Here is a 23,704-nt window from a genome sequence, read left to right as displayed (position 1 = left end):
CTTGCCCCCAGGATAGCCTCGGGCCTCGACAGCGAGAGAGCTAACGGCTTGTATTCTAGACGTTAAAGCGGAAGTGGATCACATCGCCGTCCTTGACGACATACTCCTTGCCCTCCAGGCGCCACTTGCCGGCATCCTTGGCGCCCTGCTCGCCGCCCAGGGCGACATAGTCGTCGTAGCCGATCACCTCGGCGCGGATAAAGCCCTTCTGGAAGTCGGTGTGGATCACCCCGGCGGCCTCGGGGGCGGTGGCGCCGACCTTGACGGTCCAGGCGCGCACTTCCTTGACCCCGGCGGTGAAGTAGGTCTGCAGGCCGAGCAGCTCGTAGCCGGCGCGGATCACCCGATCGAGCCCCGGCTCCTCCATGCCCATCTCGTCGAGGAACATGGCGCGTTCCTCGTCGTCCAGCTCGGCGATCTCCGCCTCGATCTGGTTGCATACCGGGACCACCACGGCGCCTTCCTCGGCGGCGATCTCCTGGACTACCTCCAGGTAGGGGTTGGCCTCGAAGCCGTCCTCGTTGACGTTGGCGATATACATGGTGGGCTTCAGCGTCAGGAAGCCGAAGCTCTTGAGTGCCTTCTTCTCGTCATCATCGAGGCCGAAGCTTCTCAGCGGCTGGCCCTCGGCCAGGTGCGGCTGGATGCGCTCGAGGATCGCCTTGGTGGCGATCGCCTCCTTGTCGCCGCCCTTGGCGACCCGCACCAGGCGCTGGATGGCCCGCTCCACGGTGTCCAGGTCGGCCAGGGCCAGCTCCAGGTTGATGGTCTCGATATCGGCGCGGGGATCCACCTGGTTGGCGACATGGATCACGTTGTCGTTATCGAAGCAGCGCACCACATGGGCGATGGCCTGGGTCTCGCGGATATTGGCCAGGAACTGGTTGCCCAGGCCCTCGCCCTTGGAGGCGCCCGCCACCAGGCCGGCGATATCCACGAACTCCATGGTGGTGGGCAGCACCTTCTGGGGCTTGACGATCTCGGCCAGCTTGTCGAGGCGCGGATCGGGCATCGGCACGATACCGACATTGGGTTCGATGGTGCAGAAGGGGAAGTTCTCGGCGTCGATGCCGGACTTGGTCAGCGCATTGAAGAGGGTGGACTTGCCCACATTGGGCAGGCCGACGATACCGCAGTTAAAACCCATGGGATCTTCCTGGAAGGTGTTCGTGATAGGCGATTGGCCGCTATTCTACTCGACCAAGCCGGCAGAGATAAGCGATTCAGGGGCAAGAGCGCGGCTACGCCGCCGAAACAGGAAGAAGGCCAACCCCCCGGATGCGCTGGGGCCAGGCTTCTTCCTTGGTCTGCTAGGCGCTTTGCGCCGTAAAGCCATGCAGCCGATTCATGGCCCGGGCCCAGTCGCCGGCCAGGGCGTCGGGGAGGGTGGCCTGGATTTCGTCCAGGGCGGCCTCGATGGCGGCAAGCTCCGCCTTGCCGGGACGGCCCAGCACATAGTTGACCACCTGCTTGGCGTTGCCCGGGTGGCCGATGCCGATGCGCAGCCGGTGGAAGGCCTTGTCGTTACCCAGGGCGCTGATGATATCGCGCAGGCCGTTATGGCCGCCGTGGCCGCCGCCGCTCTTGTAGCGGGCGGTGCCGGGGGCGATATCCAGTTCGTCGTGGGCCACCAGCAGCTCGTTCGGGGCCAGCTTGTAGAAATTGCATAGCGCCGCCACGGCGGCGCCGCTGCGATTCATAAAGGTGGTGGGCTCGAGCAGGTGGACCTCGTGACCGTCCAGGCGCACCTTGGCATAGCGGCCCAGGAACTTCTTCTCGGGGCGCAGCTCGCTGAGCCCGCGCCTGGCCAGGGCCTGGACCAGCCAGGCGCCGGCATTATGCCGGGTCGCCTCGTAGTCGGGGCCGGGGTTGCCGAGTCCGATGATCGCCTTGATCTGGGGCATGATGGCATCTCCACAAAGCAATCAAGCGCCCCGTGGGGCGCTTGATCGAACGGGCGAAGGGAGGCGAGGACGCCTCCCGAGAAGCGACTTATTCGGCGCTCTCTTCGCCACCTTCTTCGCCTTCGGCCTCGTCACCGCCACGCACCTTGGGCTTGGTCAGGCTGACCAGGGCCTGGTCGTGGTCGGCACCGTGGCTCAGTTCGACCAGGGTCACGCCGGCCGGCAGCTTGAGGTCGGAGAGGTGCAGGATCTGGCCGATCTCGGTCTCGGTGATGTCGATTTCCAGGAAGTCGGGCAGGTCCTTGGGCAGGCAGCTCACTTCCACTTCGTTGGCCAGGACGTGCAGCTCGCCGCCCTGCTCCTTGATGGCCTTGCTCTGCTCTTCACCGATCACGTGCAGCGGCACCTTGATGGTGATGGCGTGAGTGGCATCGACACGCAGGAAGTCGGCGTGGGTGACCAGCGGCTTGAAGGGGTGACGCTGCAGGTCACGCACCACCACGGTCTCCTTCTGGCCGGCCACGTCGAGGGTGATCACGGAGGCGAAGAAGGCCTCGTCCTCGATGGCCTTGTAGAAGGCGGACTTCTCGACGGAGATCGGTTGGGGCGCCTTCTCACCACCGTAGATGATGGCGGGCACCTCGAGGTTCGCACGACGCAGGCGGCGGCTCGCACCTTTCCCCAGGTCGTTACGAACGCTGGCAGTCAAAGTGAATTCGGACATTGGAAAACCTCATGGGTTGGATCGAGAAAGCGTTATCCCCGCGACCAGGCGATAACGCTTCCCAGGAGCCCGGCGGCGCCGGGCGGTTACCGAGCGCCCTGTCTCAGTGGAACATGGCGCTGACGGATTCTTCGTTGCTGACCCGACGGATCGCCTCGGCGATCAGCCCGGCCACGCTCAGCTGGCGAATCTTGCCGCTGCGGCGGGCGGTCTCGGAGAGGGGGATGGTGTCGGTGACCACCACCTCGTCGAGCACCGAGCCGGTGATGTTGTCGACGGCGGGACCGGAGAGGATCGGGTGGGTGGCATAGGCCACCACGCGGCGGGCGCCGTGATCCTTGAGGGCCTCGCCGGCCTTGCACAGGGTGCCGGCGGTATCGATCATGTCGTCCACCACCACGCAGGTGCGGTCCTGGATATCGCCGATGATGTGCATCACCTGGGCCTGGTTGGCCTGGGGGCGACGCTTGTCGATGATGGCCAGGTCGGCGTTGAGCTGCTTGGCGATGGCACGGGCGCGGACCACGCCGCCCACGTCGGGGGAGACCACCACCAGGTCGTCGTAATTCTGGCGCTCGATATCGTCGAGCAGGATCGGCGAGCCGTAGACGTTGTCCACCGGCACGTCGAAGAAGCCCTGAATCTGATCCGCGTGCAGGTCCATGGTCATCACCCGGTCGACGCCGGCCTTGACCATCATGTCGGCCACCACCTTGGCGGAGATGGGGACGCGGGCGGAGCGCACCCGGCGATCCTGACGGGCGTAGCCGAAGTAGGGCACCACGGCGGTGATCCGGTGGGCGGAGGCGCGGCGCAGCGCGTCCACCATCAGGATCAGTTCCATCAGGTTGTCGTTGGTGGGGGCGCAGGTGGACTGCAGGACGAAGATGTCCTTGCCGCGCACGTTCTCATTGATCTCGACCGCGATTTCGCCATCGCTGAACTGGCCGACCGTGGCATGGCCGAGCCGGTTATCCAGGCCCTCGGCAATCTTACGGGCGAGTTCGGGATTGGCGTTCCCGGTGAAAACCATCAATTTAGACACGCGCGGCACCTTTGGGAGTCTGGGGATCTCGTCAGGGATGAGAAGCTGTCGGGCGGGAAGTGGCTGGGGTAGCAGGATTCGAACCTGCGCATGGCGATACCAAAAACCGCTGCCTTACCGCTTGGCTATACCCCAGCAATCTTGCCGATCTCGGCGCCTGGCCGACTCGGGTCAGGACGCCGATGTCGCTCGCTCTTCCAACACCGCATGGAGGGGCGATCGGTTGCATCCCCGCGCCTTGAAGCCCTGCCAGTCGTGGCGGCCAAGTCGGCGCAGAATGCTATCCGCATCCGCCTCGTTCGTCAACCAGGCGAAGAGGCAGGCGCCGGTGCCGGTGAGTCGCGTGGGGGCGAATCGGGCGAGCCAGTCCAGGGCCTCGGCGACCGGTGGATAGAGCTCACGAACCGTGGCTTCACAGTCGTTGTGCCAGCACGCTGGCCCCTCCCGCAGGGCGCGCGCCATGGTAATGGGGGGGGTATGACGTGTCAAACCGGGGGCATTGAAGACCGCTGGGGTGGCCACCGAAACGCCGGGGTGAATGACCACGAACCAGGGGGTGTCGAGCTCGACCGGGGTGAGCCGCTCGCCGATGCCCTCCGCCCAGGCGGCATGCCCGTGGACGAAGACCGGCACGTCGGCGCCGAGGCGCAGCCCCAGGGCGGCGAGCCGCTCCCGGGAGAGGCCCAGCCCCCAGAGTTCGTTGAGGCCCAGCAGGGTGGTGGCGGCATCCGAGCTGCCGCCGCCCAGGCCGCCGCCCATCGGCAGGCGCTTCTGCAGATGGATATCGGCGCCCCGGGTACAGCCGCTCTCCTCCCGGAGCAGCCGGGCGGCGCGCAGGATCAGGTTGTCCGCGGCGGCGACGCCGGGCAGGGCCGGGGTCAGGCGCAGCTCGCCGTCATCGCGGGGCGAGAGGCTCAGGGTGTCGCCGTGGTCGAGGAACTGGAAGAGGGTCTGCAGCTCGTGATAGCCATCGGCGCGGCGGCCGGTGATATGCAGCAGGCGATTGAGCTTGGCCGGGGCCGGCAGGCGCAGCGTCGTGGTCACCGGGAGGCCTCCGGTCGCCACTCGTTGATCACCAGGGTGACCCGGAGGCGGTCATGGGTCATCACCAGGCGCCGTGGCAGCCACAGGCCGTCGGCCCAGGTCCAGTCGCGGTAGTCGATCTCCCAGCCAGCCTGGCGCAGGCGCCGCGGGTAGCCCCGGGCATCGCGCTCCAGCTCATGGCCGCCGGCGGCGGGCAGGCCGCGGATCCAGTGGTCCAGGGCCGAGACCGGCAGGCTCCAGCCGAGCTGCTCCTCGAGCAGGGCCTCGGGGCTCTCGGCCTCGAAACGCCCCTCGGGGGTGGTCAGGGAGACCCGACCGCTACGGCCTTCCAGGGTGCTGCGGCCGCTGCCGAAGGGGCCGCTGAGCAGCAGGCGATAGTGATAGGCGGTCTGGCGCCAGTCGAGGTTGGCGCTGGTGGCCTCGTCCGGGGTGCGCAGCCCGACCCGGGCGATCAGCTCCCAGGCGTTCAGGGCCTCGATGGCCGCGGCCTGGTCGCGCCAGGGACCGCGTTCGGCGGGGGGCTCGGCGACGGGGGGGCGGGTGGCGCAGCCGGCCAGCAGGGCCAGCATCAGCAGGGGGGCGAGCAGTCGCGTCATGGGGTGTCCCGGTCAAGCAGAGAGGGTTGGCGTTGCAGCAGGTCGTCGATCAAGGGGCGCGTCGCGAAGCGTTCCAGGGCCTCGGCGAGGCGGGCCCGGGCCTCGTCGTGGCGCCCCAGGGCCCAGAGTACCTCGATCAGGTGGGCGGCCACTTCCTGGTCCGGCATCAGCGCGTAGGCGCGCTCCAGGTGGGGCAGGGCGGCCTCGGGGGCGCCCTGGCGATAGCGCAGCCAGCCCAGGCTATCGAGGATGGCGGCGTTATCGGGGGCCAGCTCGTGGGCCCGGGTGATCAGGCGCTCGGCCTCGTCGAGGCGACGATTCTCGTCCGCATAGGTGTAGCCCAGGGCGTTCAGGGCCAGGGCGTTGTCCGGGTCGCGGCGCAGCAGCTCGCGCAGGTCGGATTCCATGGCGGCGACCTCGCCGGCCTGGTAGGCCCGCATGGCGCGCAGGTAACGCAGCTCGGCGTCGGCCGGGCGGCGCATCAGCAGGCGGTCGAGTAGGGCCGTCGCCTCGGCGGACCGCTCGCGCTCGTCGAGCAGCTCCACCTCCAGGACGGCCAGGCGGCTGGCCTCGTCGGGATGGCGGCGACGCTCCTCGGCGAGCAGGTCGCGGGCCTCATCGAAGCGTCCTGCCTCGTCGAGCAGGCGTACCGCCTGCAGGCGGGCGGCGAGGAAGACCTCTCCCGGCGGCACCTGGCGATAGTAGAGCAGGGCATTGTCCACCTCGCCCTCGGCGGCGGCGATGCCGCCCAGCAGCAGGTAGGCCGGCGCCGGGGTGTCGTCGGCGTCGATCAGCGGCAGCAGCAGGCGGCGGGCCGGAGCCGGGGCGTCATGCTCGAGGTAGAGGCGCGCCAGCGCCAGGCGCAGTTCCTGGTGTTCGCCGTGGTAGGCCAGCAGGCTGTCGGTCTGGGCCTCGGCGGCGGCCACCCGGCCCAGCTGCAGCTCCGCCTGGGCCAGGGCCAGGGTGAAGCGGCTGTCGTCCGGGGCCAATGCCAGGCCGCGCCGCGCCGCGCGCCGCGCGCCGGCGCCGTCCTCGGCTTCCAGGGCCAGCTGGGCGCGCAGCAGCCACAGGGCCGGATCATTGGGACGCGCCTCGGCGAGGCGGGTCAGCCGGGCCTCGGCGGCGAGGCGCTCGCCGCTGGCGGCCTCCAGCAGGGCGGTGGCCAGGGCCGCGTCATGATGTCGCGGCGCCTCAGTGGGCAGCGTCTCGAGGAAGGCGCGCAGCCGCTCCCGCAGCGGCGGCAGGTAGGCGCCCTGCTCGATGGCCAGCTCGGCGAAGCCGGCGAGATCGCCTTCTCCGCCGCGCTCGCTCAACGCCAGGCGTGCCTCCAGGGCGCCTTCCCAGTCGCCCCGCTGCAGGGCCAGGCTGGCCAGCAGGCGCAGCGGTCCCTGTGCCTCGGGGGCCTGCTCTTGCCAGCGGCGGGCGGCCTCCTCCAGCAGGCTCATGTCCTCGCTGAAGCGCGCCGCCAGGGCGGCGCGCTCCACCAGGGCGGGGTCGCCGTAGCGCTCGGCGGCGCTCAGGTAGCCCTCGGTGGCGCGCCGGTAGTCGCCGCGCTGGCCGGCCAGCTCCGCCGTAAGCAGGCTGGCCAGGCCCTCGGCGTCCAGGCCCCGCGTCACCGGCGGGGCGCTGGCCAGGGGGTCCGCCAGCGGAGGGGCGGGTGAGGTGAAGGGCGTCCCCTGGCAGGCGGCGAGCAGGGTGCTGAGCAGCAGGGGAGGCAGCAGGCGTGGGGGCATGGTGAGCTCATTCCGTGGAACCTGGCCTCAGCATAACGGCTGAGGGGGGGGAGGCAATAGGGCAATGTGGGTCCCCGTCGCGGGGGCGCCGCTGCGTTGCGGCTATGGTAGAATGCGCCGGTTTTGGTTGCCGGCCTTCTCCGGCGATAATGATCTTCTGGCGACGCGCACCGCGTGGTGCGCGACACCATCGCCCCCGGACTCCTGAGCGAAGACGCTGATCGCATGACCCTTCTGGCACTCGGAATCAACCACAAGACCGCCGCGGTGGAGGTGCGCGAGCAGGTCGCCTTCACGCCGGCCCAGCTGGAGCAGGCCCTGGCGGAGCTGCGTACCCTGCCCGAGGTGCGCGAGGCGGCGGTGCTCTCCACCTGCAACCGCACCGAGCTCTATTGCGTGACCGAGGCCAGTGGCGAGCAGGCGATCCTCGACTGGCTGGGGCGCTTCCACGGCCTGGAGGCGGCCGATCTCGGCCGCTGCGCCTACCATTACCTGGACGGCGAGGCCGCCCGCCACCTGATGCGGGTGGCGGCGGGGCTCGACTCCATGGTGCTGGGGGAGCCGCAGATCCTCGGCCAGCTCAAGGACGCCTACCAGATGGCGCGCGAGTATCGCGGCCTGGGCGGCGAGCTGGAGCGCCTCTTCCAGCACACCTTCGCCATCGCCAAGCAGGTACGCACCGAGACCGGCATCGGCGAGAACCCGGTGTCGGTGGCCTATGCCGCGGTCAGCCTGGCCAGCCATATCTTCGATGATTTCGCCAAGGCCGAGGCCCTGCTGATCGGCGCCGGCGAGACCATCGAGCTGGTGGCCCGCCACCTGCGCCAGGCCGGCATCAAGCGCCTGGTGGTGGCCAACCGCACCCGCGAGCGGGCGGCGCGGGTCGCCGACGGCGTCGATGGCGAGGCGATCGGCCTCGACGAGATCCCCGATGCGCTGATCCGTGCCGACATGGTGATCTCCTCCACGGCGGCGCCGCTGCCGATCCTCGGCAAGGGCATGGTCGAGCGGGCCCTCAGGCAGCGCCGCCATCGCCCGGTGTTCATGGTGGATATCGCCGTGCCGCGGGATATCGAGCCCCAGGTGGGCGAGCTCGCCGATGTCTTCCTCTATACCGTGGACGATCTCCACGAGGTGATCGCGGAGAATCGTCGCCATCGCCAGGTGGCCGCCGACGCCGCGGAGAACCTGATCGAGCACGGCGTGGGGGCCTGGCTGCACGAGCGCCGAGTGCGCAGCGCCGGCGACCTGATTCGCCGCTATCGCGGCCAGGGCGAGGCGTTGCGCGAGGCCGCCGAGGCCCAGGCCCTGGCGCAACTGGCGCGGGGCGAGGACCCCGAGGCGGTGATCGCGCGCCTGGCCCGCCAGCTCACCAACAAGTTGATGCACGGTCCCACGCTCAAGCTGCGTGAGGCCTCCGGGGCGGGACGCCAGGATCTGCTGGCCGCCGCCGAGACCCTGTTACTCTCTCAGGACCCCTGAAGCAACCACAGGACCCTTCATGAAAGCCACACTGCGTCAGCGTCTGGACTCCTTTACCGAGCGTTTCGAAGAGCTCGCGGCCCTGCTCGCCGAGCCGGAGGTGATCGCCGATCAGGCGCGCTTCCGCGATTACTCCCGGGAGTATGCCGAGCTGGAGCCGCTGGTGGCCTGCTGGAACGACTACCTGGGGGTCGAGGCGGATATCGCCGCCGCCGAGGGGCTGCTCTCCGACAGCGACGCCGAGATGCGCGAGCTGGCGGAGCTGGAGCGGGCCGAGGGGCAGGAGCGCCTGGAGGCCCTGGAGGCAGAGCTCAAGCGCTTGCTGATCCCCAGGGACCCGGACGACGGGCGCAGCGTCTACCTGGAAGTGCGCGCCGGCACCGGCGGCGACGAGGCGGCGCTGTTCGCCGGCGACCTCTTCCGCATGTACTCCCGCTATGCCGAGAAGCACGGCTGGAAGGTCGAGGTGATCAGCGCCAGCCATGGCGAACAGGGCGGCTACAAGGAGCTAATCTCCCGGGTCAAGGGCGAGGGCGTCTATGCGCGGCTGAAGTTCGAGTCCGGCGCGCACCGGGTGCAGCGGGTGCCCGCCACCGAGTCCCAGGGGCGTATCCATACCTCCGCCTGTACCGTGGCGGTGATGCCCGAGGCCGATGCCGTCGGCGACGTGGAGATCAATAGCGGCGACCTGCGCATCGATACCTACCGTTCCAGTGGCGCCGGCGGTCAGCACGTCAACACCACCGACTCGGCGGTGCGCATCACCCACCTGCCTTCCGGGGTGGTGGTGGAGTGCCAGGAGGAGCGCAGCCAGCACAAGAACAAGGCCAAGGCCATGTCGCTGCTGGCCGCCAGGCTCAAGCAGAGCGCCCAGGACAGCCAGCGTCAGCAGCAGGCCGATACCCGCCGCTCCCTGGTGGGCAGCGGCGATCGCAGCGAGCGTATCCGCACCTATAACTTCCCCCAGGGGCGGGTCACCGATCACCGCATCAACCTGACCCTCTACAAGCTGGGGGAGGTGATGGCCGGCGAGCTCGACGAGGTGGTCGAGCCGCTGCTCCAGGAGCATCAGGCGGAGCAGCTGGCGGCCCTGCAGCAGGAGGCGTGATGACCCTCGATGCCCTGCTGGTGCGGGCCGCCCGGCGACTGGCCGAGAGCGGCTCGCCGAGTCCACGCCTGGACGCCGAGGTGCTGCTCTGCCATGTGCTGGGGGTGGAGCGAACCTGGCTCTACACCTGGGGCGACCGGCAGGCGCCGACCCTCGAGCGGGCCCGCTTCGAGGCCCTGGTGGCGGCCCGCGCCCAGGGGCGGCCGGTGGCCTACCTCACCGGCGAGCGGGAGTTCTGGGGGCTGCGCCTGGCCACCTCCGAGGCGACCCTGATCCCGCGCCCCGATACCGAGACCCTGGTGGAGGCGGCCCTGGCCCGGGCCGCGGCGCCTCTGGGGCGGCTGCTCGACCTGGGCACCGGCACCGGCGCCATCGCCCTGGCCTTCGCCAGCGAACGCCCCGGCTGGGCGGTGCTGGGCCTCGACCTCGCCCCCGAGGCGGTGCGTCTGGCGCGACATAATGCCGCACTGCTCGGCATCACCAATGCCGAGTTCCACGAGAGCGACTGGTTTGCGGCCTTGGCCGAGGAGAGCGCCGACGAGCGCTTCGCGCTGATCGTCGCCAATCCCCCCTATATCGCCGCCGACGACCCCCACCTGGGGCAGGGCGACGTGCGCTTCGAGCCCGCCAGCGCCCTGGTGGCCGATGACCAGGGCCTGGCCGACCTGCACCACCTGGTGGCCGGGGCGCGACGCCACCTCGAGCCTGGCGGCTGGCTGCTGCTGGAGCACGGCTTCGACCAGGGGGCGGCGGTGCGCCGGGCCCTGAGCGAGGCCGGCTATGCCGAGGTGGCGAGCCTTGCCGACCTGGCCGGCCATGAGCGCCTGAGCCTGGGATGCCTGGCGAGCCCCTGACGCGGCTCCGACGCGACCCCGGCCCGGCGGAGGGGCGGACTGGAGCCCCGGCGCAAACCTATGGTAATACTAGGTTACACCTCAGGGTTTTTTGCCAGTGGGAGCTGGCTTGCTGGTAAAAAGCGCTGCCAATAACTCAATCAGCTAAGATGAATAGGTGCCCCACGCCGGTTGGCTGGCATGACATCTTTTTGTGCTCGGACACCCATTATAATGAAAGCCAAGACGCGATCCCTGGACCGTATCGATCTCAAGATCCTGCGTTGCCTGCAGGAAAACGCCCGCATCTCCTACGTGGACCTGGCCGCCCAGGTCGGGCTCTCCACCACCCCCTGCCTGGAGCGGGTCAAGCGCCTGGAGCGCTCCGGCATCATCCGCGGCTACAAGGCGGTGCTGGATCCCAAGGCGCTCAAGGCCAACCTGCTGGTGTTCGTCGAGATCAGCCTGGAGACCCAGTCGCCGGCGGTCTTCGACGAGTTTCGTCGGGCGGTCAGCAAGCTGCCGCAGATCCAGGAGTGCCACCTGGTCTCCGGCCAGTTCGATTACATCCTCAAGTGCCGCATCCCCGAGATGTCCGCCTATCGCCAACTGCTCGGCGACGTCGTCCTGACCCTGCCCGGGGTCAAGGAGTCGAAGAGCTATGTGGTGATGGAGGAGGTCAAGGAGGAGTTCTCCCTGCATGTGCCCGATATCGAGCAGCTGGAGGAGAAGTGAACATGCCGCTGACGAGGAGCCTGCCGTGGCGATGACCGACCAGGCGCTGCTGCGCTACAGCCGCCAGATCATGCTGGAATCCATCGAGATCGACGGTCAGGAACGGCTGCTGGCCGGTCACGTCCTGGTGATCGGCGCCGGCGGCTTGGGCTCGCCGGCGGCCCTCTATCTCGCCGCCGCCGGGGTGGGGCGCCTGACCCTGGCGGATGCCGACGTGGTGGAGCTCTCCAACCTGCAGCGCCAGATCGCCCACGGCATGACGGACCTGGGGCGCAACAAGGCGGAATCGGCCCGGGAGGCGGCGCTGGCCCTCAACCCCGACTGCCGTGTCGAGGTGCTCGGCGAGCACCTGAGCGGCGAGGCGCTGACCGCGGCGGTGGCCGCGGCGGACCTAGTGCTGGACTGCACCGATCGCTTCTCCAGCCGCTACGCCATCAACCGTGCCTGCCTGGCGGCGGGCACGCCGTTGATCTCCGGGGCGGCGATCCGCTTCTCCGGCCAACTAGCGCTCTTCGATCCCCGGGACCCCGAGAGCCCCTGCTACGCCTGCCTCTATCCCCCGGGAGAGCATGGCGAGAGCGACGAGGCGCTGCGCTGCGCCGAGAACGGCGTGGTGGCACCCCTGGTGGGGCTGATCGGCAGCTTCCAGGCCCTGGAGGCGGTGAAGTGGCTGAGCGGTGCCGGCACCCCCCACCGCGGGCTCTCCACCTTCGATGGCCTGAGCGGCGACTGGCGCCGCTTCCGGGTGCCCCGTGACCCCGGCTGCCCCCACTGCGCCGGTCGTTAACTCCCTCCGCCACCCGCCTTTCCAGGGTCCGTGCCCCTGGCTACCTCCTGGCCAGGGGCCGGGCTATGCTGAGGCCGTGGCCCCCTGCCAGTCGCCGAACCGCCAGCGGCTCGCCCTCGGTGGCCTGATGGGCCGATCAGGTATTGGATACTCACCATGTTCTCGCCATGGCACCGACCCGCCGTCACCATCTCGGATGATCGTAATCACTTGACGCCCCGACGGTGGCGTTAGCGCTAAGCGATCCTCGGTATTTTGTCGATATTTTTTCTAATCATTTGGTAATACTTGGTTTTTTATTGACGCTTGGTAGGCTTTCAACGCGGGCGGCAAGAAAGTCGTTGTTAAATACTTGACATCTTCCCCGGGTCTGGTGCCAGACTAGGAACCAGGAAAGCGGCAGGGTAAGCCGCGACCCATCCCGGTGATGTGGTCAACTATTTCAACAATAACCCTGATGGCGATACGCCATCCTCTACCAGGAAGGTCTGCATGACCACCGATGCCTCACTCCATGCCGGTCCCCGCTCCTATTATCGCGATAGCGTGGCGGTGGAACTCGCCCCTTGCCCGCCCCTGGATCACGATGCTCGTGCCGATGTCTGCGTGATCGGCGGCGGCATCACCGGCTGCTCGGCGGCCCTGCACCTGGCCGAGCGCGGCCATTCGGTGGTGCTGCTGGAAGCCAACGAGATCGGCTTCGGCGCCTCCGGGCGCAGCGGCGGCCAGATCCTGCCGGGGCTGGGCACCGATATCGCCACCGTGGAAAAGGCCCTGGGGCTGCCGGTCGCCCGGGAAATCTGGGAGATGAGCCGCGAGGCGGTGCGCCTGACCGCCGAGCTGGTGGAGCGCCATGCCATCCCCTGCGACCTCAGCTGGGGCTATCTGCATGCCGCGGTAAAGCGCCGCCATATCAAGGAGCTCTGCGAGTTCCGCGATCGCCTCGCCCGGGATTACGACTACCGGGCCCTGAGCTGGCTGGAGGGCGATGCGCTGCGCCAGCACGTGGTCAGCGATGCCTATCCCGGCGCCCTCTACGAGAGCGAGGCCGGTCATCTGCACCCCCTCAACTACACCCTGGGCCTGGCGCGGGCCGCCCAGCGGGCCGGCGTGCGCCTGCATGAGCACAGCGCCGTGCTGGACGTGGAGGAGGGCACCCCGGCCCGGGTGCGCACCGCCCACGGCAGCGTCACCGCCGACTTCGTGGTGGTAGCCGGCAATGCCTACCTCGGCGGGCTGATTCCCCACCTGGACGGTCGTGTCATGCGCGCCGCCAACTACATGATCGCCACCGCCCCCCTGAGCGAGGAGCAGGCCGCCCGGGTGCTGCCCCGCAACGATGCCCTGGCGGATGCCAACTTCGTCCTCGACTACTATCGCCTCAGCGGCGATCGGCGGCTGATCTATGGCGGCCAGGTCAGCTATGACGGCCGCGAGCCGAGGGGCCTGCAGGCGCGCATGGATGCCAAGATCGCCCGCCTCTTCCCGGTGCTGGCTGGGGTGCCCATCGACTACCGCTGGGGTGGCGACGTGGCCATCACCTTCAACCGCGCCCCGGACTTCGGGCGAGTGGGCAGCAACCTCTACTATGCCCAGGGCTACTCCGGCCACGGCATGGCCCTGGCCGGGCTGGCCGGCAAGCTGATGGCCGAGGCCATCGATGGCCAGAGCGGCCGCTTCGATGCCTTCGCCGCCATGCCCCACCGACGCTTTCCCGGCGGCGAGCGACTGCGCACCCCGCTGCTGGTGCTGGCCACCGCCTTCTACAAGCTGCGCGACCGTCTATAACCAAACCGAGGGCGGCGGAATCCTCCGCCGGCCCGAGACACGAGGTTGTTATGAAAGATCTCGAGAGTTGGCTCAAGGAACGCCAGATCACCGAGGTGGAGTGCCTGGTCAGCGATATCACCGGCATCGCCCGGGGCAAGATCGCCCCGGTCTCCAAGTTCGTCGCCGAGAAGGGCATGCGCCTGCCCGAGAGCGTGCTGCTGCAGACCGTCACCGGCGACTATGTGGAAGACGATATCTACTACTCGCTGCTCGACCCGGCGGATATCGACATGATCTGCAAGCCGGACCTCTCCGCCGCCTACCCGGTGCCCTGGGCGCTGGAGCCCACCGCCCAGGTGATCCACGACTGCTTCGATAAGCAGGGCAATCCCATCGAGCTCTCCAGCCGCAATCAGCTCAAGAAGGTGCTGGCGCTCTATGCCGCCCAGGGCTGGAAGCCGGTGGTGGCCCCGGAGATGGAGTTCTACCTGACCAAGCGCTGCGAGGACCCGGATCTGCCGTTGCAGCCGCCCATCGGTCGCAGCGGGCGCCAGGAGACCGGCCGCCAGTCCTTCTCCATCGATGCCGCCAACGAGTTCGACCCGCTGTTCGAGGACATGTACGACTGGTGCGAGGCCCAGGGGCTGGACATCGACACCCTGATCCACGAGGAAGGCACCGCCCAGATGGAGATCAACTTCCGTCACGGCGACCCCCTGGTGCTGGCCGATCAGGTCTTCCTGTTCAAGCGCACCATGCGCGAGGCGGCGCTCAAGCATGACGTGGCGGCCACCTTCATGGCCAAGCCGGTGACCAACGAACCGGGCAGCGCCATGCATATCCACCAGAGCGTGCTGGATGCCACCACCGGGCAGAGCGTCTTCTCCAACGACGACGGCACCATGAGTGAGCTCTTCCTGCACCATATCGGTGGCCTGCAGCGCTATATCCCCGAGGCGCTGCCGCTGATGGCCCCCAACGTCAACTCCTTCCGCCGCTTCCTGCCCGATACCTCGGCGCCGGTCAACGTGGAGTGGGGCGAGGAGAACCGCACCTGCGGGCTGCGGGTCCCGGATTCCACGCCGCACAATCGGCGGGTGGAGAATCGCCTGCCCGGCGCCGATGCCAACGCCTACCTGGCCATCGCGGCGAGCCTGCTGTGTGGCTATATCGGCATGATGCGCGGCATCGACCCCACCGCCCCGGTGCAGGGACGCGCCTTCGAGCGACGCAATATGCGCCTGCCCTTCACCCTGGAGCATGCCCTGGAGCGCATGGAGAACTGCGCCGAGCTGGAAGAGTTCCTGGGCGGCAAGTTCCTGCGCGGCTATGTGGCGGTGAAGCGGGTGGAGAACGAGAACTTCAAGCGGGTAATCAGCTCCTGGGAGCGCGAGTTCCTGCTGCTTAGCGTGTAAGGCCCGGCCGCGCCGGGAGCCGTCCCGTTGAGACCGCCGCGGGGCGCTCCGGCTAGGCTGGGATGTCGGCTTTCCCGAACCAACAACAACGACATCGAGGTGCCAAGATGACCTACCAACGCAAGCTGTCCCTGGCCGTTGCCGCGGCCTCCCTGACCCTGGCCGCCGCGGCCGTTCAGGCCAACGAGGTGCGGGTCTACAACTGGTCCGACTATATCGGCGAGGACACCCTGGAACGCTTTACCGCCGAGACGGGGATCGAGGTGGTCTACGACGTCTACGACAGCAACGAGGTGCTCGAGGCGGCGCTACTCTCCGGGCGCTCCGGCTATGACGTGGTGATTCCCTCCAACCACTACCTGGTGCGCCAGCTGGCCGCCGGGGTCTACGGCGAGCTCGATCATGATCGGCTGCCCAATATCGTCAACCTGGACCCGACCCTGCTCGCCCAGTTGGAGAACGTTGATCCGGGCAACCACTACTCCATCCCCTATATGTGGGGCACCAACGGCATCGGCTACAACGTGGGGCGCGTCGAGGAGATTCTCGGCGAAGACGCGCCGGTGGACTCCTGGGCGCTGATCTTCGATCCCGAGGTGACCGCGGCCCTCCATGAGGGCGGTTGCGGCATCTCCATGCTCGATTCCGGGGACGAGATGCTGCCGGCGGCGATGGCCTACCTGGGGCTCGACCCGCACAGCACCGAGGCCGAGGACATCGCCCAGGCCGGCGATACCATCGCCGCGGTGCGCGAGCATATCACCTACTTCCACTCCTCCCGCTATATCTCCGACCTGGCGAATGGCGATATCTGCGTGGCCGCCGGCTTCTCCGGGGACATGTTCCAGGCCGCCGACCGCGCCGAGGAGGCCGACAACGGCGTCGAGATCGCCTATACCATTCCCAAGGAGGGGGCGGCGCTGTGGTTCGACCTGATGGCGATTCCCGCCGATGCGCCCAACCCCGAGAATGCCCACGCCTTCATCAATTTCATCCTCGAGCCGGAGATCGCCGCCGGCATCACCGAGTACGTGCTCTACGCCAATCCCAATCGAGCGGCCAACGAGTACCTGCCTGAGGAGATCCTGGGCGATACCTCCATCTATCCCACCGCGGAGGTGATGGAGAAGCTGTTCGTGGCCAAGCCCAAGCCGCTCTCCGCCCAGCGGGTCATTACTCGCACCTGGAACCGGGTCAAGTCCGGTAATTGATCGGCGCGCCGCCCCGGTGCGGGGCGGCCGCTTTCCCACCGCGGATGTCCTGGAGAGTGACGCTATGACCCAACCCATGACCCTGACCGCTGCCCGAGGCGATGCCCATCATTCGGCGCCTTCGGCCGGCGACCCGGCGGCGCCCTCCGGCAGGGGGGCGCGCGTCAAGAAAGAGACGCTGATGGAGATCCGCCGCGTCAGCAAGCGCTTCGACGAGGTGCTGGCGGTGGATGACGTCAACCTGACCATTCGCCGCGGCGAGATCTTCGCCCTGCTGGGGGGCTCCGGTTCCGGCAAGTCGACGCTGCTGCGTATGCTGGCCGGCTTCGAGAAACCCAGCGAGGGGCAGATCCTGCTGGAGGGGCAGGACATCTCCCGCACGCCCCCCTACGAGCGCCCCATCAACATGATGTTCCAGTCCTATGCGCTCTTCCCGCATATGACGGTGGCCGAGAATATCGCCTTCGGCCTCAAGCAGGACAAGCTGCCCAGGGCGGAGATCCGCGAGCGGGTCGCCGAGATGCTCAAGCTGGTGCATATGGAGGGCTACGCCAAGCGCAAGCCGCACCAGCTCTCCGGCGGCCAGCGCCAGCGGGTGGCCCTGGCTCGCTCCCTGGCCAAGCGCCCCAGCCTGCTGCTGCTCGACGAGCCCATGGGGGCCCTGGACAAGAAGCTGCGCACCGAGATGCAGCTCGAGGTGGTGGAGATCCTCGAGCGGGTCGGGGTGACCTGCATCATGGTCACCCACGACCAGGAGGAGGCCATGACCATGGCCGACCGGGTGGCGATCATGTCCGACGGCTGGATCGTCCAGGTGGGCTCGCCCATGGACGTCTACGAGAGCCCGGCCAACCGCATGGTCGCGGAGTTCGTCGGTACCGTGAACCTGTTCGCCGGGGAGATCGTGGTGGACGAGGCGGATCACTGCATCATCGACAGCCCCGAGCTGGGGCGGCGCATCCGCATCGATCACGGCATCAGCACCCCCGCCGACGAACGCGGCGTCTGGGTGGCGGTGCGCCCGGAGAAGACCCTGCTGAGCCGCGAGCGGCCCGCGGGCGACTTCAACTGGGCCGCCGGTACGGTGGAGGACATCGCCTACCTGGGCGGGCTCTCGGTCTACTACGTGCGCACCGAGCAGGGGCATCTGGTCAAGGTCAGCCTGGCCAATACCACCCGCCGCAGCGAGCGCCCCAGCTGGGGCGACACGGTCTATATCCACTGGGAGGAGCGCAGCGCCGTGGTGCTGCGCGACTAACCGGCGCGACTCGCCCGCGTCGATCCGCCATCCCCGGAATTCCCGCTCCCGATCGGAGGCCCCTATGCCTGCCCTGACGTCGCAACGCCTGCGGCGGTGGCTCAAGCCCCGCCGTGGCTGGGTCATCGCCGTGCCCCTGCTGTGGCTGACCCTGTTCTTCCTGCTGCCCTTCGGCATCGTCCTCAAGATCAGCCTGTCCGAAGCGGCCATCGCCATCCCGCCCTACAGCGCCATGGTGGATTTCGGCGCCGAGACCCTGCGCCTGGTGGTGACCTTCGGCAACTACCTCTTCCTGATGTCCGACAGCCTCTATGTGTCGGCCTATTGGGGGTCGCTGAAGATCGCCTTCGTCTCGACCCTGGCCTGTTTGCTGATCGGCTACCCCATGGCCTATGCCATGGCCCGGGCCCCGGCCCATTGGCAACTGGTGCTGCTGCTGTTGGTGATGCTGCCCTCCTGGACCTCCTTCCTGATCCGGGTCTATGCCTGGATGGGCATCCTCAGCAACAACGGCCTGATCAACAACACCCTGCTGTGGCTGGGGCTGATCGATTCGCCGATCCGCATGATGAACACCAACTTCGCGGTGATCCTCGGCATCGTCTACGCCTACCTGCCGTTCATGGTGCTGCCGCTCTACGCCAACCTGACCCGGCTCGACAACTCCCTGCTGGAGGCCGCCTCGGACCTGGGCTCGCGCAGCATCAATACCTTCCTCAGGGTGACCCTGCCGCTCTCCAAGGGCGGCATCATCGCCGGCTCCATGCTGGTGTTTATCCCGGCGGTGGGGGAGTACGTGATCCCCGAGCTGCTGGGCGGCCCCGATACGCTGATGATCGGCAAGGTGCTGTGGGAGGAGTTCTTCAACAACCGCGACTGGCCGGTGGCCTCGGCGTTGGCCATGGTGATGCTGGGACTGCTGCTGATTCCCATCGCGCTCTTCCATCGCTATCAGTCCCGTGAACTCAAGGAGTGACCATGAGAAAGCCATCCTTTACCACGGTGATGTTGATCCTGGGGCTGGTGTTCCTCTACCTGCCGATGCTGATCCTGGTCTTCTACTCCTTCAATGCCTCGCGCCTGGTCACGGTCTGGGCGGGCTTCTCCGGGCGCTGGTACATCGAGCTGTTCCGCGATCAGCAGATCCTCGATGCGGTCTGGACCAGCCTGCGCATCGCCTTCTTCTCCGCCAGCATGGCGGTCTGCCTGGGGACCCTGGCCGCTTTCGTGATGGTGCGTTTCGCGCGCTTTCGCGGCAAGACGGCGCTGGCCAGCATGATCACCGCGCCCCTGGTGATGCCGGAGGTGATCACGGGGCTGTCGCTGCTGCTGCTGTTCGTGCATATGGCGGAGTTGATCGGCTGGCCCGGGGATCGCGGCATGGTGACCATCTGGATCGCCCATACCACCTTCTGCAGCGCCTATGTGGCGGTGGTGGTCTCTTCGCGGCTGCGCGAGGTGGACCTCTCCCTGGAGGAGGCGGCCATGGACCTGGGGGCGCCGCCGGTGAAGACCTTCTTCCAGATCACCCTGCCGGTGATCGCCCCGGCACTGGCCGCCGGCTGGCTGCTGGCCTTCACCCTATCGCTGGATGACCTGGTGATCGCCAGCTTCGTCTCCGGCCCCGGGGCCACGACCCTGCCCATGGTGGTCTTCTCCTCGGTACGCCTCGGCGTCTCGCCGAAGATCAATGCCCTGGCCACCCTGATCATCTTGGCGGTGTCGCTGGCCACCTTCCTGGCCTGGTACATGATGCGCCGCAGCGAGGCCAAGCGGCGCCAGGCGGTGCAGTTGGCGATGCAGGAAGCGTGATCTCGAGTGTTGCCTGATAGTTGACGATGGATGAGTCGTCGATGGCCCCTGGTATCGCCTCAGGGGCCATTTTTTTGATATTTCCTACTTTCCGTCTAACCGGCTTGTGATAGCATGGAAAGAATAATCAACATTAGAGGGAGTGAGCCGATGTCCGCCCACCAGCCTACCCAGCATGTGGCCTCCTACTATGCCGCCTCTGCCAACCCCGGCCCTGAGCGCCCCTCGGTCAGCGGGCGCGTGGAGTGCGATGTCTGCGTGGTGGGGGCCGGCTTCACTGGCATCTCCGCCGCCCTGCACCTGGCCGAACAGGGCCAGTCGGTGGTGGTGCTGGAGGCGGCGCGCGTCGGCTTCGGCGCCTCCGGCCGCAACGGCGGCCAGCTGGTCAACAGCTATAGCCGCGACATGGACGTGATCGAAGCCAAGTATGGCGAGGAGACCGCCCGGGCCCTGGGTAGCATGGCCTTCGAGGGCAACCGCATCATCCGGGATCGCATCGCCCAGTATGGGATCGCTTGCGACCTCAAGGAGGGCAATGTCTTCGCCGCCTGCAATGCCAAGCAGCTCGAGGGGTTGCGCGAGCATCAGGCACTCTGGCAGCGCTACGGCCATGACCAGCTGGAGCTGCTGGAGGGCGAGGCGGTCAAGCGGGAGGTGGGCAGTTCGCGCTACACCGGGGCCCTGATCGACCATTCCGGGGGCCATATCCACCCGCTCAACCTGGTGTTGGGGCAGGCCGCCGCCTTCGAGTCCCTGGGTGGGGTGATTTACGAGCAGAGCCCGGTGACCCAACTGACCCACGGCGAGCCGGTGGTACTCACCACCCCCGGCGGCGAGGTGCGCGCCCAGCGGGTGGTGCTGGCGGGCAACGCCTATATGCAGGGCGTGGAGCCGCGACTGGAGAGCAAGTCGATGCCCTGCGGCACCCAGATCATCACCACCGAGCCCTTGGACGAGGCCACCGCTCGGGCCCTGCTGCCCAACGACATGGCGGTGGAGGACTGCAACTACCTGCTCGATTACTACCGCCTGACCGCCGACAATCGCCTGCTCTACGGTGGGGGAACCAGCTATGGTGGCCAGGACCTGGCCAGCATCGAAGCGGTGATTCGCCCCAAGCTGCTGAAGACCTTTCCACAGCTGGCCGACATCAAGGTGGATTACGCCTGGAGCGGTAACTTCCTGCTGACCCTCAACCGCTTGCCCCAGTTCGGCCGGCTCAACGACAACGTCTACTTCGCCCAGGGCTACTCCGGGCATGGCGTCACCTGCTCGCACCTGGCCGGCAAGCTGATCGCCGAGACGATGCGTGGCGAGAGCGAACGCTTCGACGCCTTCGCCGGCCTGCCACACCTGCCCTTCCCGGGGGGGCGTCTGCTGCGGGTGCCCTTCTCGGCGCTGGGCGCCTGGTACTACTCCACCCGCGATAAGCTGGGGATCTAGGCTAGCTTCTTGGGCGCCGGCTATCCGGGTCATAGAGGGCCCGGTAGCCCACCGCCGCCACCCGCATCGGGTAGTGCTCGCCGAAATACTCCAGCAGCAGCTCGCGTCCCTCCTCGGCGTAACCGTGGGGCAGATAGGCCAGGGCGATATGGCGCCCCAGCGAGGGCCCGTAGGCGATGCTGGTGGTGTAGCTGCGCCGGCCCAGGTCGTCGATGGGCACCTCGCCGCTCTCCGGGTCGAGCAGCGGCGACTGGCCCACCGGGAAGCGCGGCCGCCCGGCGCCGTCGGTCGCGGCCTCCATCACCAGGGTGCAGAGCGTCGCCGGCTGGTGGGCGCGCGCCCGCTGTTCCAGGTAGGCGGCCTTGCCGAGGAAGTCGGCGGCCTTGACCCTGGGGCGGGCCAGGCCCGCCTCATAGAGGTTGTAGTCGGTCAGCAGGTCGACGTTCTGCAGGCGCAGGCTCTTCTCCAGGCGCCGGCTATTGGCGTAGGTCTCGATGCCTACCGGTACCACCCCCGCCTCGAAGAGCCGATCCCAGAGGGCGAGGCCGTAACTGAAGGGCACATGGAGCTCCCAACCCTGCTCGCCCACGTAAGAGATGCGGAAGGCCCAGATCGGCAGGCCGGCGAGGCGTATCTCCCGGGCGCCGGCGAAGGGGAAGCGCGGCGCGTCCAGCGCCTCCGGGCTATCGCATAGCGCCTGCAGGGTCGCACGGGCCCGAGGGCCCCAGACCCCCAGGGTGGCCAGGCCATCGCTGCGATCCTCCAGGTGCCAGCGGCTCAGGCCGAACGCCTCCGCCTGGCGACGGAGCCATATCAGGTCCCGATGGCCGGTATCGCCGCCGCAGATCACCCGCCAGGCCCGCTCGGCCAGGCGCACGATGGTCAGGTCCGAATGCACTCCACCGGCGGCATCTAGGAAGTGGGTATAGACTCCCTTGCCGATGGCCGTGTCGCCGCCCACCTTGGCCACCGAGAGCCGCTCCAGCAGCGCCTCGGCGTCGCGCCCCGAGATATCGTAGATGGCGAAGTGGGAGAGGTTGATCATCCCCACCCCCTCGCTCATGGCCAGCTGCTCGGCGTTGGCGACTCGCCAGAAGTGGCGGCCATCCCACTCCACCGGCCGCTCCGGCACCCGCTCGAGCAGGGCGGCGAGGCGTGTCTCGTTGGCGGCATAGCCGTGGGCCCGCTCCCAGCCCGCCGCCTCCATAAAGTAACCACCGAGTTCCCGCTCCCGGGGCCAGAAGGGGCCGCGACGCAGGTCGCGGCCGCTCTCGAAGGGCTCCCGGGGATGTACCGGCGGATCATAGATCTTGCGGGCGATCTCCCGGCAGCGACCCAGCACATGGCCCGGGGTCTTCTGCACCGGGTAGAAACGGGCGATATCGATGCCGCAGGGGTCGAGTTCGGGACGGCCATGGGTCAGCCAGTCGGCGAGAATCTTGCCCATGCCGGGGCCATCCTTGACCCATACCGCCTCGCAGCACCATAGGCCGCGCACCTCCGGGGCCTCGCCCACCAGGGAGCCGCCGTCGGAGGTGACCGAGAGCAGGCCATTGAAGGAGTGCTTGTCGTCCCAGCCCAGCTCGGCGAGCCGCGGGGTGAGCTCCAGCGCCCGTTCGAAGGGGGCGGCGATCTGCTCGGCGCTCAGGTCGCGCATGGAGGGGGAGAGCCGTGCCTGGTCCCGGGAGAGGATCTCCCGGGGAGGCACCAGCCGTGGCTCGCGGGTCTCGTAGTAGCCCCACTCCAGTTGGCCGCCCTCGGTGGAGCGCGGGTCGCCGGTATCGCGCAGGTAGGCGGAGTTGCCCTGGTCGCGCAGCAGTGGATAGCCGATCTCCTTGCCGCTGCCGGCGAAGTCGTCGAAGGGCCCGAAGAACAGCAGCGGGTGCTCCACCGGCATCAGCGGCAGGGCCGCCCCGGCCAGGGCGGCGGGCAAGGGGCCCCAGATGCCGCAGGCGAGGATCACCAGGGGCGTGGCAATGCGGCCCTTCGGAGTCTCGACGCCGCAGACCCGGCCCGCCTGGACGTCGATATCCAGGGCCGGGGTATCGGCGAAGGTGCGCAGCCCGCCGCCGGCCACCGCCTCCTCGATCAGCCGTCCCGCCACCCGCTGGGAGCGGGGCACCACCAGGCCGGCGTCCGGGTCCCATAGGGCGCCCAGGACCCGGGCCCGGTCGAGGAGGGGAAAGCGTGCCACCGCCTGGTCGGCGTCGATCAGCTCGGCGCGGGTGCCGAAGGCCTTGCCGGAAGCCACCTTGCGCTTGAGCTCGTCGAGGCGTGCCTCGTCGCCGACCCGGGCAATCTCCAGGCCGCCGACCCTGTGATAGTGGCCCAGCGCCTCGTAGAAGCGCTGACTGTAGGTGGTGGTGTAGCAGCTCAGGCGGTCGTGGGAGGTCATGTAGCAGAAGTCGGAGGCGTGGGCGGTGGAGCCCGCATCGGTGGGGATGGCCGCGGCGTCGATGCCCACCAGGTGGGTCCAGCCCAGCGCGAGTAGATGGTGGGCCACCGAGGCGCCGACGATACCTCCCTGGCCGATAATCACCGCGTCCGCCTGTGTCGGAAGGGTCGCCATGATCAATCTCCTTCCTCGGGGTAAGTCATGTGACTTCAGCCTAGTGCAGTCGCGGCATCGGCTTCGTCCGAGCGTGCCGGTGAGTGTCGCCTGGACGATGGCCGGGGTCGTTCTGGGGCAGGGCGGCGGCGCGTCGCCAAGGGGCGACAGCCGATGCAAAGTCATGACAAATCGCTAGCGGGGCGCCGGGGAGGGGGAGGATTTCCTTATACTGGGAGGGTCTTGTAGTGATTGC

20 protein-coding genes and 1 tRNA gene are annotated in these 23,704 nt (G+C 68.1%); 12 read left to right on the top strand and 9 right to left on the bottom strand.

From position 1 onward, the window contains the following. Positions 1 to 55: 55 nt before the first annotated feature. The 8 genes from ychF to HPA02_RS13340 form a co-directional block, all read right to left on the bottom strand. Complete coding sequence (ychF, locus tag HPA02_RS13375; RefSeq protein ID WP_146803704.1) at positions 56 to 1,147, bottom strand: redox-regulated ATPase YchF; 1,092 nt, start codon at positions 1,145 to 1,147, stop codon at positions 56 to 58. Positions 1,148 to 1,310: 163 nt separating this feature from the next. Next, positions 1,311 to 1,904, bottom strand: coding sequence for an aminoacyl-tRNA hydrolase (gene pth, locus HPA02_RS13370; protein WP_146803703.1), 594 nt, complete (start codon positions 1,902 to 1,904; stop codon positions 1,311 to 1,313). A gap of 88 nt (positions 1,905 to 1,992) precedes the next feature. Further along, positions 1,993 to 2,628, bottom strand: a complete 636-nt coding sequence (locus HPA02_RS13365) for a 50S ribosomal protein L25/general stress protein Ctc (RefSeq protein ID WP_146803702.1) — start codon at positions 2,626 to 2,628, stop codon at positions 1,993 to 1,995. Between the two features lie 103 nt (positions 2,629 to 2,731). Next, the gene (locus HPA02_RS13360) at positions 2,732 to 3,673 is read right to left on the bottom strand and encodes a ribose-phosphate pyrophosphokinase (protein WP_186809992.1); all 942 of its coding nucleotides are present in this window, start codon (positions 3,671 to 3,673) and stop codon (positions 2,732 to 2,734) included. A 60-nt stretch (positions 3,674 to 3,733) separates the two neighbouring features. Then, positions 3,734 to 3,808: transfer RNA gene (locus HPA02_RS13355), tRNA-Gln, on the bottom strand. A gap of 36 nt (positions 3,809 to 3,844) precedes the next feature. Further along, on the bottom strand, positions 3,845 to 4,717 hold the full coding sequence (gene ispE / locus HPA02_RS13350) for a 4-(cytidine 5'-diphospho)-2-C-methyl-D-erythritol kinase (RefSeq protein ID WP_146803701.1): 873 nt from the start codon (positions 4,715 to 4,717) through the stop codon (positions 3,845 to 3,847). Continuing rightward, positions 4,714 to 5,313 carry a lipoprotein insertase outer membrane protein LolB gene (gene lolB, locus HPA02_RS13345; RefSeq protein WP_146803700.1) on the bottom strand — a complete coding sequence of 200 codons (600 nt, stop codon included), beginning with the start codon at positions 5,311 to 5,313 and terminating at the stop codon, positions 4,714 to 4,716. Before lolB ends, ispE begins: the two co-directional genes overlap by 4 nt. Beyond that, the gene (locus HPA02_RS13340; RefSeq protein WP_146803699.1) at positions 5,310 to 7,046 is read right to left on the bottom strand and encodes a tetratricopeptide repeat protein; all 1,737 of its coding nucleotides are present in this window, start codon (positions 7,044 to 7,046) and stop codon (positions 5,310 to 5,312) included. The genes lolB and HPA02_RS13340 overlap by 4 nt, the downstream gene beginning before the upstream one ends. Positions 7,047 to 7,271: 225 nt before the next feature. Between HPA02_RS13340 and hemA the strand changes: the two genes are divergently transcribed. From hemA to HPA02_RS13280, 12 genes are all read left to right on the top strand, one after another. Then, positions 7,272 to 8,528 (top strand): glutamyl-tRNA reductase, encoded by a 1,257-nt coding sequence (hemA, locus tag HPA02_RS13335; protein ID WP_146803698.1) that lies wholly within the window; start codon positions 7,272 to 7,274, stop codon positions 8,526 to 8,528. A 19-nt stretch (positions 8,529 to 8,547) separates the two neighbouring features. Continuing rightward, positions 8,548 to 9,636, top strand: a complete 1,089-nt coding sequence (gene prfA / locus HPA02_RS13330; protein ID WP_146803697.1) for a peptide chain release factor 1 — start codon at positions 8,548 to 8,550, stop codon at positions 9,634 to 9,636. Then, complete coding sequence (prmC, locus tag HPA02_RS13325; RefSeq protein WP_146803696.1) at positions 9,636 to 10,490, top strand: peptide chain release factor N(5)-glutamine methyltransferase; 855 nt, start codon at positions 9,636 to 9,638, stop codon at positions 10,488 to 10,490. Before prfA ends, prmC begins: the two co-directional genes overlap by 1 nt. Before the next feature lie 213 nt (positions 10,491 to 10,703). Continuing rightward, complete coding sequence (locus HPA02_RS13320) at positions 10,704 to 11,204, top strand: Lrp/AsnC ligand binding domain-containing protein (protein ID WP_146803695.1); 501 nt, start codon at positions 10,704 to 10,706, stop codon at positions 11,202 to 11,204. A 31-nt stretch (positions 11,205 to 11,235) separates the two neighbouring features. Continuing rightward, positions 11,236 to 11,991 carry a HesA/MoeB/ThiF family protein gene (locus HPA02_RS13315; RefSeq protein ID WP_146803706.1) on the top strand — a complete coding sequence of 252 codons (756 nt, stop codon included), beginning with the start codon at positions 11,236 to 11,238 and terminating at the stop codon, positions 11,989 to 11,991. A gap of 492 nt (positions 11,992 to 12,483) precedes the next feature. Beyond that, entirely contained in the window at positions 12,484 to 13,779 is a 1,296-nt protein-coding gene (locus HPA02_RS13310) for an NAD(P)/FAD-dependent oxidoreductase (RefSeq protein WP_146803694.1), read from the top strand. Between the two features lie 50 nt (positions 13,780 to 13,829). Further along, the gene (locus HPA02_RS13305) at positions 13,830 to 15,176 is read left to right on the top strand and encodes a glutamine synthetase family protein (protein ID WP_146803693.1); all 1,347 of its coding nucleotides are present in this window, start codon (positions 13,830 to 13,832) and stop codon (positions 15,174 to 15,176) included. A gap of 107 nt (positions 15,177 to 15,283) precedes the next feature. Then, the gene (locus HPA02_RS13300; RefSeq protein WP_146803692.1) at positions 15,284 to 16,387 is read left to right on the top strand and encodes a polyamine ABC transporter substrate-binding protein; all 1,104 of its coding nucleotides are present in this window, start codon (positions 15,284 to 15,286) and stop codon (positions 16,385 to 16,387) included. A 181-nt stretch (positions 16,388 to 16,568) separates the two neighbouring features. Beyond that, positions 16,569 to 17,645 carry an ABC transporter ATP-binding protein gene (locus HPA02_RS13295; protein ID WP_222594000.1) on the top strand — a complete coding sequence of 359 codons (1,077 nt, stop codon included), beginning with the start codon at positions 16,569 to 16,571 and terminating at the stop codon, positions 17,643 to 17,645. 64 nt (positions 17,646 to 17,709) lie between these two features. Continuing rightward, entirely contained in the window at positions 17,710 to 18,621 is a 912-nt protein-coding gene (locus tag HPA02_RS13290; RefSeq protein ID WP_146803691.1) for an ABC transporter permease subunit, read from the top strand. 2 nt (positions 18,622 to 18,623) lie between these two features. Further along, positions 18,624 to 19,457 carry an ABC transporter permease subunit gene (locus HPA02_RS13285; RefSeq protein ID WP_146803690.1) on the top strand — a complete coding sequence of 278 codons (834 nt, stop codon included), beginning with the start codon at positions 18,624 to 18,626 and terminating at the stop codon, positions 19,455 to 19,457. Between the two features lie 150 nt (positions 19,458 to 19,607). Continuing rightward, the gene (locus HPA02_RS13280; protein ID WP_146803689.1) at positions 19,608 to 20,900 is read left to right on the top strand and encodes an NAD(P)/FAD-dependent oxidoreductase; all 1,293 of its coding nucleotides are present in this window, start codon (positions 19,608 to 19,610) and stop codon (positions 20,898 to 20,900) included. Between the two features lies 1 nt (position 20,901). Here HPA02_RS13280 and HPA02_RS13275 read toward each other — a convergent pair whose 3' ends face one another. After that, positions 20,902 to 23,469 carry a GcvT family protein gene (locus HPA02_RS13275; RefSeq protein WP_146803688.1) on the bottom strand — a complete coding sequence of 856 codons (2,568 nt, stop codon included), beginning with the start codon at positions 23,467 to 23,469 and terminating at the stop codon, positions 20,902 to 20,904. Positions 23,470 to 23,704: the final 235 nt, after the last annotated feature.

The organism is Bisbaumannia pacifica (assembly GCF_007989625.1).
Lineage (GTDB): Bacteria > Pseudomonadota > Gammaproteobacteria > Pseudomonadales > Halomonadaceae > Bisbaumannia > Bisbaumannia pacifica.
This window is presented reverse-complemented; position numbering and strand designations above follow the sequence as displayed.

Bases quoted from the DNA above. Each gene is read 5' to 3' on its own strand.
- ychF (WP_146803704.1), bottom strand. From the start codon at position 1,147: ATGGGTTTTAACTGCGGTATCGTCGGCCTGCCCAATGTGGGCAAGTCC.
- pth (WP_146803703.1), bottom strand. From the start codon at position 1,904: ATGCCCCAGATCAAGGCGATCATCGGACTCGGCAACCCCGGCCCCGAC.
- HPA02_RS13365 (WP_146803702.1), bottom strand. From the start codon at position 2,628: ATGTCCGAATTCACTTTGACTGCCAGCGTTCGTAACGACCTGGGGAAA.
- lolB (WP_146803700.1), bottom strand. From the start codon at position 5,313: ATGACGCGACTGCTCGCCCCCCTGCTGATGCTGGCCCTGCTGGCCGGC.
- HPA02_RS13340 (WP_146803699.1), bottom strand. From the start codon at position 7,046: ATGCCCCCACGCCTGCTGCCTCCCCTGCTGCTCAGCACCCTGCTCGCC.
- hemA (WP_146803698.1), top strand. From the start codon at position 7,272: ATGACCCTTCTGGCACTCGGAATCAACCACAAGACCGCCGCGGTGGAG.
- prfA (WP_146803697.1), top strand. From the start codon at position 8,548: ATGAAAGCCACACTGCGTCAGCGTCTGGACTCCTTTACCGAGCGTTTC.
- prmC (WP_146803696.1), top strand. From the start codon at position 9,636: ATGACCCTCGATGCCCTGCTGGTGCGGGCCGCCCGGCGACTGGCCGAG.
- HPA02_RS13320 (WP_146803695.1), top strand. From the start codon at position 10,704: ATGAAAGCCAAGACGCGATCCCTGGACCGTATCGATCTCAAGATCCTG.
- HPA02_RS13315 (WP_146803706.1), top strand. From the start codon at position 11,236: ATGACCGACCAGGCGCTGCTGCGCTACAGCCGCCAGATCATGCTGGAA.
- HPA02_RS13310 (WP_146803694.1), top strand. From the start codon at position 12,484: ATGACCACCGATGCCTCACTCCATGCCGGTCCCCGCTCCTATTATCGC.
- HPA02_RS13305 (WP_146803693.1), top strand. From the start codon at position 13,830: ATGAAAGATCTCGAGAGTTGGCTCAAGGAACGCCAGATCACCGAGGTG.
- HPA02_RS13300 (WP_146803692.1), top strand. From the start codon at position 15,284: ATGACCTACCAACGCAAGCTGTCCCTGGCCGTTGCCGCGGCCTCCCTG.
- HPA02_RS13295 (WP_222594000.1), top strand. From the start codon at position 16,569: ATGGAGATCCGCCGCGTCAGCAAGCGCTTCGACGAGGTGCTGGCGGTG.
- HPA02_RS13290 (WP_146803691.1), top strand. From the start codon at position 17,710: ATGCCTGCCCTGACGTCGCAACGCCTGCGGCGGTGGCTCAAGCCCCGC.
- HPA02_RS13285 (WP_146803690.1), top strand. From the start codon at position 18,624: ATGAGAAAGCCATCCTTTACCACGGTGATGTTGATCCTGGGGCTGGTG.
- HPA02_RS13280 (WP_146803689.1), top strand. From the start codon at position 19,608: ATGTCCGCCCACCAGCCTACCCAGCATGTGGCCTCCTACTATGCCGCC.
- HPA02_RS13275 (WP_146803688.1), bottom strand. From the start codon at position 23,469: ATGGCGACCCTTCCGACACAGGCGGACGCGGTGATTATCGGCCAGGGA.